A 14,150-nucleotide genomic window follows, 5' to 3' on the forward strand; every position below is an offset into this window, starting at 1 on the left:
GGGCGTTCTTCGCCAGGTCGTCAGAAGTCCCGAAGTGGAGGGCCCCCTGGGGCCCGGGAACGCGACCTGGCGAAGGACCTCGTCCCCGCCCGCGTCCGCAACCAGGAGCTACGGACAGAACCTCAGGAAAGCTCGACGACCAGCTCCACCTCGACGGGAGAGTCGAGCGGAAGCACCGCGACCCCCACCGCGGAGCGCGCGTGCACGCCCGCGTCGCCGAAGATCTCGCCGAGCACGTTCGACGCGCCGTTGATGACGCCCGGCTGGCCGGTGAAGGACGGGTCGGAGGCGACGAAGCCCGTCACCTTGACGATCCTCGCGCCGTCGAGCGTGCCCACGAGGGAGCGGACGGCGGCGAGCCCGTTGAGGGCGCAGGTGCGCGCCAGGTCCGCGGCCTCCTCCGGAGAGACCCCCGCACCGACCTTGCCCGTCAGCGGCAGCGCGCCGTCGACGAACGGCAGCTGGCCGGCCGTGTAGACGTAGCTGCCGGAGCGGACGGCGGGGACGTACGCCGCGACGGGCGCGGCGACGTCGGGCAGGGTGATGCCGAGCTCGGCGAGGCGGGCCTCGGGCGAGGCGCTCATCACTGCCCGCCGGAGGGGCGCTTGAGGTAGGCGACCAGGTTGGTGCTGTCGGGGCCGGGGACGACCTGGACGAGCTCCCACCCGTCGGCCCCCCATTGGTCGAGGATCGCCTTGGTGTTGTGGATCAGCAGGGGGATGGTCGCGTACTCCCACGTGGTAGCCATGCCGCGATCGTAACCAGCGACCGCTCCGACCGCTGTCGTCCCGCCGCTCCCACGACCGGTCCACACGATCTGCACAGCGGTACCGGCGTCGCGGCCGTGCTGCCTCGGGCACAGCCCGTACCCTGGTGGGCATGGCCAAATCCGACCCTCGCCGCATCACGCGCACGATGCCGGCGACCCAGCTCGTCGCCCTGCTGCTCGCGTTCGTCCTCGCGGCCGGGGTGGGCGGCGTCCTCGCCGCCGGGCTGGTCATCCCGATGGTGGCGGGCGCCAACGCCGCGGCCGACAGCACGGTCGCGATCTACGACGAGGTGCCGGCGGAGCTGGAGCCGCGGCCGATGTCGCAGCAGTCGCGCATCTACGCCGCGGACGGCAAGCTGCTCGCCACGTTCTACGCGCAGAACCGCATCGTGGTGCCGCTGGACGAGATCTCCGAGCCGATGCAGCACGCGGTGATCGCCATCGAGGACGAGCGCTTCTACGAGCACGGCGGCATCGACGTGCAGGGCATGACGCGCGCGCTGGCCAACAACGTGGCCGGCCACGCCACGCAGGGCGCGTCCACGCTGACGCAGCAGTACGTGAAGAACATGCTCATCGACCAGGCGCTGCAGGACGGCGACCAGTTCGGCGTCATCAAGGCGAGCGAGGACTCGATCTCGCGCAAGCTCACCGAGGCGAAGATGGCCATCTCCCTCGAGAAGACGATGTCGAAGGACGAGGTGCTGCAGGGCTACCTCAACGCCGCGCAGTTCGGTTCGCGCAGCATCTACGGCGTGGAGGCCGCGGCCCGCTACTACTTCGACAAGCACGCCTCCAAGCTGAGCGTCGTCGAGGCCGCGACCATCGCCGGCATCACGAAGTCGCCGAGCCGCTTCGACCCCACGGTGAACCCGAAGGAGGCGAAGGAGCGTCGCGACCTGGTGCTGCAGAACATGTGGAAGCTGGGCTACATCTCCACGGAGGAGCGCGACGAGGCGAAGGCGGCGTCGATCAAGAAGACGCTCGACGTCAACCCCACGGAGATCGGCTGCGCCGCCGCCGGTGACTCCGCGTTCTTCTGCGACTACGTCACCAAGGAGATCGTCACCAACCCGGTGTTCGGCGAGACGAAGTCCGAGCGTCAGCAGCTGCTGTACCGCGGCGGTCTCGAGATCCACACCACGCTGGACCCGAAGAAGCAGAAGGCGGCAGCGAAGGCGGTCAAGAACGCCGTCCCCGCCGGCGACTCGAGCGGTCTGCAGTCGGCGATCGCGTCCGTCGAGCCGGGCACGGGCAAGGTCCTCGCGATGGCCCAGAACATCCCCTACACGCCGTCCGAGGGCGGCAAGGGGACCACGCGCGTGAACTACGCGGCCGACCCGACGCACGGCGCCTCCGGTGGCTTCCAGGTGGGCTCGAACTTCAAGCCGTTCGTCCTCGCCGAGTGGCTCAAGGAGGGGCACACCCTGAGCGAGCGCGTGAACGCGACGAAGCAGGCGCGCTGGCCGCAGAACTTCCAGACGCCGTGCGTGGGCAACCTGGCCGCCGCCGAACCGTGGGCGCCGGCGAACTCCGAGGGCGTCGAGGTCGGGTACATCTCCGCGCTCGAGGCGACGTACGAGTCGGTCAACACCGCCTACGCGGCCATGGGGTACCAGCTCAACCTCTGCGACCTGCGCAGCACCGCCTGGGACATCGGCTTCCGCCCCACGCGCTCCGTCCAGGACGGCGGGCGGGTCGTGACCGACCCGAAGGAGTCGGACATCGACATCCAGGCGCCGATGATCATCGGTACCCAGGAGTCGACGCCGCTGTACCAGGCCGCCGCCTACGCGACGCTGGCCAGCGGCGGCACCTACTGCTCCCCGATCGCCATCACGAGCATCACCGGCCCGGGCGGCAAGGACTACGACGTCCCGGACGCGAAGTGCAAGAAGGACGCGCTCCCGGAGAACGTGGCCAACACCGTGGTGTTCGCGATGGAGAAGGTCTTCTCCGGCACGGGTACGGCCCGCCAGCTCGGCGGCCTCGCGGACGGCCGCCCGGTGGCCGGCAAGACCGGTACGTCGCAGCTGTCGGCGCAGACGTGGTTCACGGGCTTCACGCCCAACCTGTCCACGTCCGTGTGGGTCGGCAACGCCGACCGCCCCAACGAGGACCACACCAACGGCATGTGGGTGAACGGCAAGTGGGTCCGTGTCCTCTACGGCTCGACCGTGGCTGCTCCGGCGTGGAAGGAGTACATGGACCAGGCCGTCTCCGACCTGCCCGTCAAGGACTTCGGCGCCCCGGACCCGAAGATGGTGGGCGTCACGGCACCGCCCCCGTCGACGAACGACGACGGCGGCGGCTCGAACGACGACGGCGGCGGCTCGAACGACGACGGCGGCGACAAGGGCAAGGAGCCCAAGGGCGACGAGGGCAACGACCGCGGCGGCAACGGGAACGGGAACGGCAACGGCAACGGACGCGCCAACGCGGAGGCCGCCTGGGACGCCGTCCAGAACGGTGACTGGGAGTCGCTCGGCGACGCGTGGGGCGACAACTGACCCCCGGCTGGCAGGTCGCGGGCGGGCTCGTCGCCGCCGGCGTCGCGGGCCTCGGCTACGCACACCTGGAGACCAAACTCTTCACGGTGCGTCGGGCCACGGTGCCGGTGCTGCCCCCGGGCGAGCCCGACCTGCGCGTGCTGCACGTGTCCGACCTGCACCTCACGCCGTCGCAGAGCCGCAAGATCGCCTGGGTGCAGTCGCTGGCGGAGTACGAGCCGCACCTGGTGGTGAACACGGGTGACAACCTGGCCCACCGCGACGCGCTCGGCCCCCTGCTGGAGGCGCTCACGCCGCTGCTCACGACCGCGCCCGGTGCCTTCGTCATGGGGTCGAACGACTACTACGCGCCGGTGCCGAAGAACCCGGCGCGGTACCTGCGGCGCGACACCCGCATCGTGCACACCCGCCCGGCCGAGCTGCCGTCCGACGAGCTGGCCGGCGCGATGGTCGCCGCCGGCTGGCGGGACCTCACCAACCGGCGCGACACGGTCGAGGCCGACGGCCGCCTCCTGTCCCTGGTGGGCGTGGACGACCCGCACCTGGACCGCGACGACTTCCCCCCGTCGTCGGCTCCGTCCGGCGCGGGGCCCGACGACGCGGTGCTGCACCTCGGCGTCACGCACGCCCCGTACCGGCGGGTGCTGGACCGGATGCACGCCGACGGTACGGACGTCGTCCTCGCCGGCCACACGCACGGCGGGCAGCTGCGTCTGCCGGGCGTCGGCGCGCTCGTCACCAACTGCGACATCGACCGGCGGCGGGCCAGCGGCCTGCACGGCTGGCCGGGTCCGCGGCCCGACGAGGCCGGTGGCGCAGGCTCCGCGTGGCTGCACGTGTCGGCCGGCGCGGGCACCTCGCCGTACGCCCCGGTGCGCTTCGCGTGCCGCCCGGAGGCGACGTTGCTCACGTTCACCGCCCGGTAGCCGGATCTCGTTTTCGTCCAGGCCGGATCGTCGGCTATTCTGAGCAGGCTTCCGCACGAGGACGTAGGTCCTGGGGCGCGGGAGCAAGTCCTTCGGGGTGTGGCGCAGCTTGGTAGCGCGCTTCGTTCGGGACGAAGAGGTCGCAGGTTCAAATCCTGTCACCCCGACCAGCCGAGAGGCCCTCTGAACAGCGGAAACGCTGATCAGGGGGCCTCTTGCTCTGCCTGGAAGCCCGTGCCCGGTCGTGGGCGGCGAAGGACCGCGCCGACCACCGCGCACAGCGCGCCGGGGACGAAGAACAGGCCGACGGAGAACCCGCCGAGCAGGACATAGACCACGAGGCAGACCGCCGACACGATCGACAGCACGGTCCACGCCCGGCCGCGGGCCGCCAGCGGCAGCGCGGCGAGCAGGACCGGGGCGACCACCCCCGTGACGTACGACCACGCCCCGGCGGCGAGCATCGACGTCGCCGGCTCGCAGGTCTCCCACTCCGAGACGAGCTCGCCCGTCGACGAGTACGTCGCTCCCCCGGAACACACGGACTCGGACTGGTAGATCGGCGCGGTGAGCAGGAAGACGGCGGCCGCCACGACCAGCCCGAGCGCGACGACCTGCCACACCCGCTTCGTGCTCCACCACCTGGTCCGGCTCATGGTCCCCTCGCGGCTCCGTCGACGAACCGCCAATGAACCATACACACGTATGACTGGCAACTGGTCTACCCTGACGGGCGTGACCCAGGACCGCGCCGAGGCCACCCGCAGGCGCCTGCTCGACGCCACTGTCGCCGCGCTGCGCGTCCACGGGACCGCCGGGCTGACCTCGCGGGAGATCACCCGCGCCGCCGGGGTGAACCTGCAGGCCATCACCTACCACTTCGGGTCCAAGGACGAGCTGGTCGCGCAGGCCCTGACCGGGCTCGTGACCGAGCGGATCGCGCCCGTGCGCGCGGCCCTCGACACCGACGGCGACCCGGCGGAGCGGCTGTTCGCCGCGCTCCGCACCATCGGCGGGACATTCGCCGTGGCCCGCGACGACCTGGCCGCCTACGCGAGCGCGGTCGCGGCGTCGTCGTCCCACCCGACCCTGGCCGGCGCGCTGCGCGACCTGCACGCCGAGCTCGTGGACTACCTCGCGACGCTCATGGCCCAGATGCAGGACGACGGCTACATCCAGTCCTGGGTCCGGCCGCGCGCGATGGCCGAGGTGCTGATCTCCATCGGCGACGGCGTCGCCATGCAGGCCCACTACGGCGAGCCCGACGTCGACGGCGTGCTCGACCAGGTCGCGCTGCTCCTCCTGGCCGCCCGCGACCAGAGGTCGCGGGTCTGGCCGGCGGCCGCCAGGGCTCTCCTCAGGCAGGCACGGAAGGGATGACGATGCGTCGACGCGCTGTGGTCGCGGGCTGGAACGGGTTCATCGGGCACCGGCTGGTGGCCGACCTGTCGGAGCGCGGGTACGACGTCGTGCGCGTCGGTCGCACGGGCCCCGACGCGCGCTGGGACGACCCAGCCGCGCTGGCCCGCGCCGTCGACGGCGCCGACCTGGTGGTGAACCTGGCGGGCAAGAGCGTCGGCTGCCGGTACACCGAGGCGAACCGCGACGAGATCCTGCGCTCGCGCGTCGCCACCACGCGCGCGCTGCGCGCGTCGATCGAGGCTGCCGCGACACCGCCACGGCTGTGGCTCAACGCCAGCACCGCCACCATCTACCGGTACGCGACGGACCGCCCGCAGACCGAGTCCGACGGCGAGCTGGGCACGGGCTTCTCGGTGGACGTCGCCCGCAGCTGGGAGCGCGAGCTGTTCGCCGGCGACCTGCCCGGCACCCGGCGGGTCGCGCTGCGCATGGCGATCGTGCTCGGCGGGCCGGCGTCCGACCTGCTGGCCCGGATCGCCCGGCTCGGCGTGGGCGGTCCGCAGCACGACGGCTGGTGGTTCCAGCACCGCCGCTACCGCGGCATCGGCGACGAGCCGACGGGCGGCCCGGTGCCGATCCACCGTTCGGGCGGCCGGCAGCGGTTCTCCTGGATCCACGTCGACGACGTGCTCGCCGCGATCCGGTTCCTCGACGCCCACGACGAGCTCACCGGGCCGGTCAACCTGTCCGCGCCGCACCCGAGCGACAACCGCACCCTCATGGCCGAGCTGCGCCGCGCCGTCGGCATGCCGGTGGGGATCCCCACGCCGCGCTGGCTGCTCGAGCCCGCGCTGTGGGCGCTGCGCAACGAGTCCGAGCTGGTGCTCAAGAGCCGCTGGGTGCTGCCGGAGATGCTGAGCGCGGCCGGCTTCGACTTCGTCTGGCCCGACATGGGGCCCGCGATCGACGACGCCGTCGGGCGCCGCTGACGGAGCGGGCGGAGGGTCGCCAGCATCGCGGAACTGTGGCACCGTCGGCCTCGGCAGCCCTCTTCCCCGCTGGTCAGGAGTCCACCATGCCCGCGCCGTCCACCGCACCCGTCGTCGTCGTCGGAGGTGGCCTCGCCGCCGCCCGGGCCGTGGAGGCCGTCCGTGAGCAGGACCCCGACGTCCACCTCGTCGTCGTCACCTCCGAGGGGCACCGCCCGTACGAGCGCCCGCCGCTGTCGAAGGACTACCTGCGGGGGCAGGCGGAGCCCGACGTCATCTACCCGCTCAAGGCGGGCTGGTGGGACGACCACGCCATCGACCTGCGCACGCTCACGACCGTCGTCGACCTCGCCCCGGCCGACCACGAGGTGACGTTCGCCGACGGCTCCACGCTCGGCTACTCGAAGCTGCTGCTCGCGACCGGCTCGACGCCGCGCGCGCTCCAGGTGCCGGGCCGGAGCTTCATCGGCGTGCACACCCTGCGGACCGTCGACGACGCGGACCTGCTCGCCGGGCTCCTGCTGCCCGCGTCGCTCGAGGGCGAGGGCAAGGTCGTCGTCGTCGGGGACGGCTGGATCGGCACCGAGGTCGCCGCGTCCGCGCGGATGCTCGGCCTGGACGTGTGCCTCGTCGGGCAGCTGGAGCACCCGCTGGAGGCGCCGCTCGGCCCCGAGCTCGGCGCCCTGTACGGGAAGCTGCACGACGAGCGCGGCGTGCAGCGGCACCGCGGCGACGTGGTCGCGTTCACCGGGGAGTCCGGCCGGGTGAAGGGCGTCGAGCTCGCCGACGGCACCCACCTGGAGGCCGACCTCGTGGTGATGGGCGTGGGCGTGACCCCCAACGTGGGCATCGCGTCGGCCGCAGGGATCGAGCTGCGCTCGCGCGACCTCGGCGGCGGGATCGTCGTGGACGGCACCCTGCGCACCTCCGCCCCCGACGTCTACGCCGCAGGCGACATCGCCTCCGTCCCGTCACCGCACTACGGCCGCCCGCTGCGCGTGGAGCACTGGGCCGTGGCGCAGGACACCGGCGCGCACGCCGGCCGCGCGATGCTCGGCGACGACGCCGTCTACGACGTCCTCCCCTACTTCTTCAGCGACCAGTACGACGTCGGGATGGAGTACAAGGGGTTCGTCGACCCGCGCGCCGGCGACACCGAGGTGGTGATCAGCGGCTCCACCGACGACCGCGAGCTCGTCGCGTTCTGGCTGCGCGACGGCGAGGTGCAGGCGGGCATGGCCGTCAACGTGTGGGACCGCATGGACGACGTCGAGGAGCTGATCCGCTCCCGCCGGCAGGTCCCCCGCGCCGAGCTGGAGGCGTTCACGGGCTGACCGGCGCCGGGCCGACGGCGGGGCGGCCGAGGGCGCGCACCCGCCACCCGGCGGCGGCCCAGCGGTCGGCGTCGAGCGCGTTGCGACCGTCCACGACGACCCGGCGGGCGGGCTCGAGGGAGGCCGGGTCGAGGTCGCGGAACTCCTGCCACTCGGTGAGGTGCAGCACGAGGTCGGCGCCGGTGACGGCGTCCTCGACGGTGTCCGCGTAGCCGAGGGTGGGGAACGTGCGGGCCGCGGTGGCGTTGGCGCGCGGGTCGTGCACGCGCACGTGCGCGCCCTGCAGCTGCAGCTGGGCGGCGACGTTGAGCGCGGGCGAGTCGCGCACGTCGTCGGTGCCGGGCTTGAACGCCGCCCCCAGCACGGCGACGCGCCGCCCGAGCACGCTGCCGCCGCACTCCGCGACCGCCAGCGCGACCGTGCGCGACCGGCGGCGCATGTTGATGGCGTCGACCTCGCGCAGGAACGTCAGCGCCTGGTCGACGCCGAGCTCGCCGGCCCGCGCCATGAGCGCACGGATGTCCTTGGGCAGGCAGCCGCCGCCGAACCCGAGCCCCGCCGACAGGAACTGGTGCCCGATCCGGGCGTCGTGCCCGATCGCGTCGGTGAGCGCGACGACGTCGCCCCCGGCCGCGTCGCACAGCTCGGCGATCGCGTTGGCGAACGAGATCTTCGTGGCGAGGAACGCGTTCGCGGCCACCTTGACCAGCTCGGACGTGGCGAGGTCGGTGACGAGGAACGGCACACCCGTGTCGACCACCGGCGCGTACAGCTCGCGCAGGGCCTTCTCGTGCCGCGGGTCGGTGACGCCGACGACGATCCGGTCGGGGCGCAGCGTGTCCTCGACGGCGCGGCCCTCGCGCAGGAACTCCGGGTTCCACGCCACGCCCACCTCGACGCCCGCGGGCGCGAGACCGTCGGCGAGAGCCTGCAGCCCGGCGGCCGTGCCCACGGGGACGGTGGACTTGCCGACGAGCAGCGCGTCGCCGCGCAGGTGCGGCACCAGCGCGGACACGGCGGCCTCGACGTGGCTCGTGTCGGCGGCCATCGAGTCCCGGCGCTGCGGCGTCCCGACGCACACGAAGTGCAGATCGGCGAACGCGGCCGCCTCCGCCGGGTCGGTCGTGAACCACAGCCGCCCGGTGGCGGTGTGCCGCTCGACGAGCTCCGCCAGCCCCGGCTCGTAGAACGGCAGCCGCCCGGCGGCCAGGTCGGCGACCTTCGCCGGGTCGGCGTCCAGGCCGAGCACGTCGTAGCCCAGCTCGGCCAGGCACGCGGCGTGCGTGGCGCCCAGGTAGCCCGTGCCGATCACGGTGACACGGGTGGGCTCGGGCGCGTCGTGCCCGGTGGTCGTGGTGGCGTGCGTCATCGGTCCTCCAGGGTGAGCAGGGCGGGCTCGGACGGCAGGGGCCGCTCGAGGTCGGTCAGGAGCGCGCCGGGCACGTCCCCGGGCGCCGGACGGAACGCGTACACCGCGGCGAGGCGCGCGCGGGCGGAGACGGCCCACGCGCGCAGCGCGCCCGGGTCGGGGGTGGCGCCGTAGCCGTCCAGGACGGCGCGGGCGGTGCCGGCGGCGCGCGCTGGCGAGCACGCGCCCTGGTGGGCCCGCAGCTCGAGGTGCACGAGCAGGTTGGCCAGGTCGAGCATCGGGTGCGCGACGACGGCGAGGTCCAGGTCGAGCAGGCCCACGCGCACGCCCTCGCCGGGCCCGGCGTCGTCGTCGACGTGCACGAGCAGCTGCTTGTCGTGCAGGTCGCGGTGCGTGAGCACGGGCCGTGCCGCGGGGGCGGCGGCGAGCACCGCCCGCACCCGTCGGACGACGGCGTCCGCGTCCGCCGGCGTCGTCGCGCCGTGGGCGGCGGCCAGCCCCCACCAGCGGGCGACGACCGCGAGCTCGGCGTCGACGTCGTGCCCCGCGAGGCCGTGCGGCGGCGCGTCCTGGAACCGTCGCAGCCCGCACCCGACGGCGCGCCCCGCCCCGTCGAGCACGCCGCCCGGCGTGCCCGGGTCGCGCAGCAGCTCGTGGAGCGTGCGCCCGGGCAGCGCGGCGGCGGTGACGAACCCGTCGCCGCGGTCCAGGACCTCCGGGGTGGCGAACGCCGCCGGGGGCACGGAGACGTCGGCGGGCTCGCGGCCGGGGCGCGTGACCTTCGTGTACGTGCCGGACGGGTCGCGGACCACGCCGCGTCGGCCGGAGCGGTGCGCGACGAGCGTCGCCCCGGCGCGGACGCGGGCGGCCAGGCCGGGCAGGCGCGGGTCCGCGCCGTCGGGCTGGAGCGCGAGGGCACCGCCCGCGACCGGCACGGGTCCGCGCGCTGCCGCGGGATCCCCGTCGGTGCGTGCCCCCGCCCCGCGGCCGGGCGCGGTGGCCGGCCCGGAGTCCCAGCGCCCGGCCAGCACGGCGCCGTCGCGGTCGGTGCCGACGACGAGCAGCCGCTCCGCCGAGCGCGGGAGCACCGCCCGCAGGGCGCGCCCCTGCGCCGCGAGCGCGCCGGCCAGCGCCGCGGCGACGGGCGCCGTGCGGATCCGCACGGCGTCGGCGGCCGGGGTGTCCGGCCGGGCGGACGATCCCCGCGACCACCCGGTCGTGATCGCGGCGCCCAGCGCGCCGCCGCGGCCGTCCTCGAGGTCGTCCGCGAGCGCCCGGAGCGCGGCGGACGTCGCCGCCCAGCGGTCCTCCAGCCGCCGGAACGGCTCGGTGGCGCGACGTCGCAGGTGCTCGGCGACGGCGGCGCGCAGCTCCGGCTCCCGGACCGGACCCGCGCCCGCCGCGACGTAGCCGTCGAGGACCGCGACGAGCCGCGCCGCCGCGGCGTCGGCGTCGGCGTGCGCCCGCACGAGCGCGGCGGCGAGGGAGCCGAGGTCCTCGGCCGGCCGCCCCCAGCGGGCGGCGTCGGCGTCGACCAGCCACAGCTCGCCGGCCGGCGAGCGCACCAGCTGGTCGAGGGACAGGTCGCCGTGCAGCGGGACGGCACCGTCCGGGCGCGGGGGCAGGCCGGCTCCGCCGGGCCGCGAGCCGTGCAGCGCCGCGGCGAGCGCGCCGACGTCGCGGAGCGCGCCGTCGCCCAGCGTGCCGGTCGCGTCGAGCCGGTCGAGCGACCGGCCCGGCACCCAGTCGGTGACGACGACGCCCCGGTCCGCGTCGACGGAGCGGAGCCGCGGCGCCCGCGGCGCGCCGGCAGAGCCCGCCGCCGCGGCCAGCAGCCCGTACCCCTGGGCCGCGGGGACGACGGCGGTGGGCCGCACCAGCCGGACCAGCGCCTCGCCGCGCGGGCCGTCGGCGTGCACCACCGCCCGGCGCTCGGGGTTGTGCCGCAGCAGGCTCATGTCCGCGGGCCGCCCGACAGCGTCGGCCGCGACCGCCGCGACGTCGCGCGCCGCGGGGAGCTGCCGGTCCGCCGACCAGTCGGTGACGACCAGCCCGGCGGACCGGTCGAGCAGCAGCACCTCGTCTGGCCGGCGCGGGTCGAGACCCTTGTCGAGCTTGCCGCGCGACCCGTCGGCGTACGCACGCACCAGGACGTCGCGCGAGCCCTCGGCGCCCGTCCACCGGCACGCCAGCACGACGCTGGTGCCCGGCTTGTACCGCAGGTACGGCCGCGAGACCGTCCCCGGCGCTCCCGAGACGGCGGTGAGGCGCGCCGTCAGGCGGTCGAGGTCGAGGACATCGCCGAGCGCGGGGATCGCGGGGTCGGCGGCGGCGACCTCTCGCACGGTCGCGGGGCGGGCACGGTCGAGCGTCAGGTCAGGCGCCACGGGACGCCACCTCCTCCGGGGTGCGCGGCGCGGGCGCCGCCGGCAGGTCGGGGCCGTCGCCGAGGACGTCGGCGGGCGGGCCGGACGCCACGACGCGGCCGCCGTCGAGCCGCACCACGCGCTCGCAGTCGCGCGCCGCGTCCAGGTCGTGCGTGATGACGAACGTGGTGCGGCCCCGCGTCAGGCGGCCGAGCGCGTCGACGACCTCGTGCTCGGTCTGCTCGTCCAGCCCGGTGAGGGCCTCGTCGAGCACCACGACCGGGGCGTCGAGCATCGCCGCGCGGGCGATGGCGAGGCGCTGGCGCTGCCCGCCGGACAGCGTGCCGCCCCGCTCCCCCACGACCGTCTCGTAGCCGTCCGGCAGCGCGAGGACGAAGTCGTGCGCGCCCGCCACGCGCGCGGCGCGCTCCACCTGCTCGTCGGTGGCGTCGGGCACGGCCGCGGTGATGTTCTCGCGGACGGTGCCGTGGAACAGGACGCTCTCCTGGAGCACGACGGCGACCGAGCGCCGCACGCTGTCGAGCGTGAGGTTGCGCAGGTCGTGGCCGTCGATCCGTACCACGCCCGCGTCGGGGTCGCGCAGGCGGGAGATCAGCGAGACCAGGCTCGACTTCCCGGCCCCCGACGCGCCCACGACCGCGACCCGCTCCCCCGGCCGCACGGCCAGGTCCAGCCCCCGCAGCACCGGGTGGCCGGGCACGTAGGAGAACCACACGCCCTCGAACCGCACGTCGCCCAGCGCCCGCCCGATCGGCCGCGCCCAGCTTGCGTCGGCCACCTCGGGCCGGCTCTCGAGCACCTCGACGACGCGCTCCCCCGACGCCCCGGCCTGCGCGATGCGGCCGGTGTACTTCGCGATGTCGCGCATCGGCTTGAACGCCGCCTTGAGGTAGGTGAGGAACACGGTCAGCTCGCCCGGCGTCAGCGCGCCGTCGAGCACCCGCTGCGCGCCGACGAACAGCACGACGGCGGTCGCGACGCCCACGAGGACGTCGGTGGAGCGCTCCAGCCCGGCCGACAGCCGCTTGGCGCGCACCCCCTCGCGCAGCGACGAGGAGTTGGAGCGGGCGAATCGCCCGCCCATCCGGTCCTCGAGCGCGTACGCCTGCACGACCTTGACCGCGCCCAGCGTCTCCGTGGCGAGCGACGCGAGCTGGCCCTCCGCCTTGCGCTGGTCGCGCGAGACCTTCCGGATGGTGCGGGACAGGCGCGAGCTGGTGAGCAGGAAGACGGGCAGCACCACCACCATCACGAGCGCCAGCAGCGGGTCGAGCACCGCGACCACCACGACCATGCCGACGAGCGTCACGACGTTGCCGACCATCGGCAGCATCGCCGTCACCGACACCTCCTTGAGGCGGGTGACGTCGCTGGTCAGGCGCGTGACGAGGTCGCCCGTCGTCGACCCGTCGTGGAACCGCAGGGACAGCCGCTGCAGGTGCGCGAACACGTCGGCGCGCACCCCCGTGAGCACGCGGTTGCCCGCCAGGGAGAAGCAGACGGTCGACGCGTACGCCGCGCCGGCGCGCAGCAGCACGATCACGAGCAGCGACCCCGCCGCGAGCAGGATCAGCGCGGGGAGGTTCGCGGGCTCCGGCCCCGCCGCCGTCGAGCCCGTGGCGGCGACGATGCCGTCCACCACGTACTTCAGCGGCCACGGCTCCAGCAGCCGCATCCCCACCTCGGCGAGCATCGCCAGGCCGCCCAGCACGAACAGCCGGCGCTCCGGGCGCACGTGGTGGCGCAGGTGCGGCCAGAAGCGACGGAACGAGCGGCCAGCCTCCCGCATCGAGCGCGGCGTGTACCGGTGCGTGGCGCCGACGCCGGCGGTGGTGTCAGCCACGGCGGGCCCCCGCGTGCTCGGGCAGGCGCACCCCGGCGAACCCGAGGGCGCGCCGCACGACGACGGACCAGTCGTGCCGCTCCACGGCGACCTCCCGCGCGCGTGCGCCGAGCGCGGCGCGGCGGTCGTCGTCGCGCGCGAGGGCGACGAGCGTGTCCGCGAGCGCGGCGGCGTCGCCGGGGGGCACGAGCACGCCGACACGGCCGTGCTCCAGCACGCCGGGCAGCTCGCCCACCGCGCTGGCCACGACCGGCAGCCCGGCGGCCAGGTACTCGTAGACCTTGAGCGGCGAGAAGTAGAAGCCGTCGAGCGGCGGGTACGGCGCCACGGCGACGTCGGCCCGGAGCAGCAGCGGGGGGACGTCCGACGGCGGCACCGCCCCCGCGTGCTCCACCGCGTCCCCCACCCCGATGGCGTCCGCCCGGGCAAGGACGGCCTCACGCTCGGGGCCGTCGCCGACGAGCAGCAGGCGCGCGTCGGGCACGCGGTCGCGCACGCCGGCGAACGCGTCGACCAGCACGTCCAGCCCGTGCCACGGCTTGAGGGTGCCGACGAACAGCACGGTGAACGCCGTCGCGTCCTGCCGGACTCTTCGCGCGGACGTATCCCTCCCGAAGTGGAGGGCGCCCTGGCGCCCGTGAACGCGTCCGCGCGAAGAGTC

At 74.9% G+C, this 14,150-nt stretch carries 12 protein-coding genes and 1 tRNA gene; 6 read left to right on the forward strand and 7 right to left on the reverse strand.

The window, feature by feature from the left end; genetic code table 11:
* Nucleotides 1-122: 122 nt before the first annotated feature.
* Complete coding sequence (locus ACFQ80_RS21525) at nt 123-584, reverse strand: RidA family protein (RefSeq protein ID WP_430565079.1); 462 nt, start codon at nt 582-584, stop codon at nt 123-125.
* Nucleotides 584-748 carry a DUF4177 domain-containing protein gene (locus ACFQ80_RS21530; RefSeq protein ID WP_139820690.1) on the reverse strand — a complete coding sequence of 55 codons (165 nt, stop codon included), beginning with the start codon at nt 746-748 and terminating at the stop codon, nt 584-586. The genes ACFQ80_RS21525 and ACFQ80_RS21530 overlap by 1 nt, the downstream gene beginning before the upstream one ends.
* A gap of 131 nt (nt 749-879) precedes the next feature.
* Between ACFQ80_RS21530 and ACFQ80_RS21535 the strand changes: the two genes are divergently transcribed.
* From ACFQ80_RS21535 to ACFQ80_RS21545, 3 genes are all read left to right on the forward strand, one after another.
* Nucleotides 880-3,279 (forward strand): transglycosylase domain-containing protein, encoded by a 2,400-nt coding sequence (locus ACFQ80_RS21535; RefSeq protein ID WP_430565080.1) that lies wholly within the window; start codon nt 880-882, stop codon nt 3,277-3,279.
* The gene (locus ACFQ80_RS21540; protein ID WP_430565081.1) at nt 3,264-4,205 is read left to right on the forward strand and encodes a metallophosphoesterase; all 942 of its coding nucleotides are present in this window, start codon (nt 3,264-3,266) and stop codon (nt 4,203-4,205) included. The genes ACFQ80_RS21535 and ACFQ80_RS21540 overlap by 16 nt, the downstream gene beginning before the upstream one ends.
* A gap of 93 nt (nt 4,206-4,298) precedes the next feature.
* Nucleotides 4,299-4,375: transfer RNA gene (locus ACFQ80_RS21545), tRNA-Pro, on the forward strand.
* A gap of 33 nt (nt 4,376-4,408) precedes the next feature.
* Here ACFQ80_RS21545 and ACFQ80_RS21550 read toward each other — a convergent pair.
* Nucleotides 4,409-4,861: a hypothetical protein gene (locus ACFQ80_RS21550; RefSeq protein WP_430548526.1), complete on the reverse strand. Its 453-nt coding sequence runs from the start codon at nt 4,859-4,861 to the stop codon at nt 4,409-4,411.
* Nucleotides 4,862-4,940: 79 nt separating this feature from the next.
* Here ACFQ80_RS21550 and ACFQ80_RS21555 point away from each other — a divergent pair, with 79 nt between their 5' ends.
* From ACFQ80_RS21555 to ACFQ80_RS21565, 3 genes are all read left to right on the forward strand, one after another.
* Nucleotides 4,941-5,585 carry a TetR/AcrR family transcriptional regulator gene (locus ACFQ80_RS21555; protein WP_430565082.1) on the forward strand — a complete coding sequence of 215 codons (645 nt, stop codon included), beginning with the start codon at nt 4,941-4,943 and terminating at the stop codon, nt 5,583-5,585.
* 2 nt (nt 5,586-5,587) lie between these two features.
* A complete protein-coding gene (locus ACFQ80_RS21560) occupies nt 5,588-6,556 on the forward strand; it encodes an epimerase (protein ID WP_430565083.1) in 969 nt (322 codons plus the stop codon).
* An 86-nt stretch (nt 6,557-6,642) separates the two neighbouring features.
* Nucleotides 6,643-7,890 carry an NAD(P)/FAD-dependent oxidoreductase gene (locus ACFQ80_RS21565; protein ID WP_430548523.1) on the forward strand — a complete coding sequence of 416 codons (1,248 nt, stop codon included), beginning with the start codon at nt 6,643-6,645 and terminating at the stop codon, nt 7,888-7,890.
* Here the strand turns inward: ACFQ80_RS21565 and ACFQ80_RS21570 are convergent.
* From ACFQ80_RS21570 to ACFQ80_RS21585, 4 genes are all read right to left on the reverse strand, one after another.
* Nucleotides 7,880-9,259, reverse strand: a complete 1,380-nt coding sequence (locus ACFQ80_RS21570) for a UDP-glucose dehydrogenase family protein (protein WP_430565084.1) — start codon at nt 9,257-9,259, stop codon at nt 7,880-7,882. The two genes, ACFQ80_RS21565 and ACFQ80_RS21570, sit on opposite strands and share 11 nt — an antisense overlap.
* Nucleotides 9,256-11,646, reverse strand: coding sequence for a phosphotransferase (locus ACFQ80_RS21575; RefSeq protein WP_430565085.1), 2,391 nt, complete (start codon nt 11,644-11,646; stop codon nt 9,256-9,258). The genes ACFQ80_RS21570 and ACFQ80_RS21575 overlap by 4 nt, the downstream gene beginning before the upstream one ends.
* Nucleotides 11,636-13,489 (reverse strand): ABC transporter ATP-binding protein, encoded by a 1,854-nt coding sequence (locus tag ACFQ80_RS21580; protein WP_430565086.1) that lies wholly within the window; start codon nt 13,487-13,489, stop codon nt 11,636-11,638. The genes ACFQ80_RS21575 and ACFQ80_RS21580 overlap by 11 nt, the downstream gene beginning before the upstream one ends.
* The coding region (locus tag ACFQ80_RS21585) for a glycosyltransferase (protein WP_430565087.1) at nt 13,482-14,150 on the reverse strand (669 nt) is incomplete at its 5' end. The genes ACFQ80_RS21585 and ACFQ80_RS21580, both read right to left, overlap by 8 nt.

The organism is Isoptericola sp. NPDC056578 (assembly GCF_042793275.1).
GTDB lineage: Bacteria > Actinomycetota > Actinomycetes > Actinomycetales > Cellulomonadaceae > Isoptericola.

Bases quoted from the DNA above. Each gene is read 5' to 3' on its own strand.
- ACFQ80_RS21525 (WP_430565079.1), bottom strand. From the start codon at position 584: ATGAGCGCCTCGCCCGAGGCCCGCCTCGCCGAGCTCGGCATCACCCTG.
- ACFQ80_RS21530 (WP_139820690.1), bottom strand. From the start codon at position 748: ATGGCTACCACGTGGGAGTACGCGACCATCCCCCTGCTGATCCACAAC.
- ACFQ80_RS21535 (WP_430565080.1), top strand. From the start codon at position 880: ATGGCCAAATCCGACCCTCGCCGCATCACGCGCACGATGCCGGCGACC.
- ACFQ80_RS21550 (WP_430548526.1), bottom strand. From the start codon at position 4,861: ATGAGCCGGACCAGGTGGTGGAGCACGAAGCGGGTGTGGCAGGTCGTC.
- ACFQ80_RS21560 (WP_430565083.1), top strand. From the start codon at position 5,588: ATGCGTCGACGCGCTGTGGTCGCGGGCTGGAACGGGTTCATCGGGCAC.
- ACFQ80_RS21565 (WP_430548523.1), top strand. From the start codon at position 6,643: ATGCCCGCGCCGTCCACCGCACCCGTCGTCGTCGTCGGAGGTGGCCTC.
- ACFQ80_RS21570 (WP_430565084.1), bottom strand. From the start codon at position 9,259: ATGACGCACGCCACCACGACCACCGGGCACGACGCGCCCGAGCCCACC.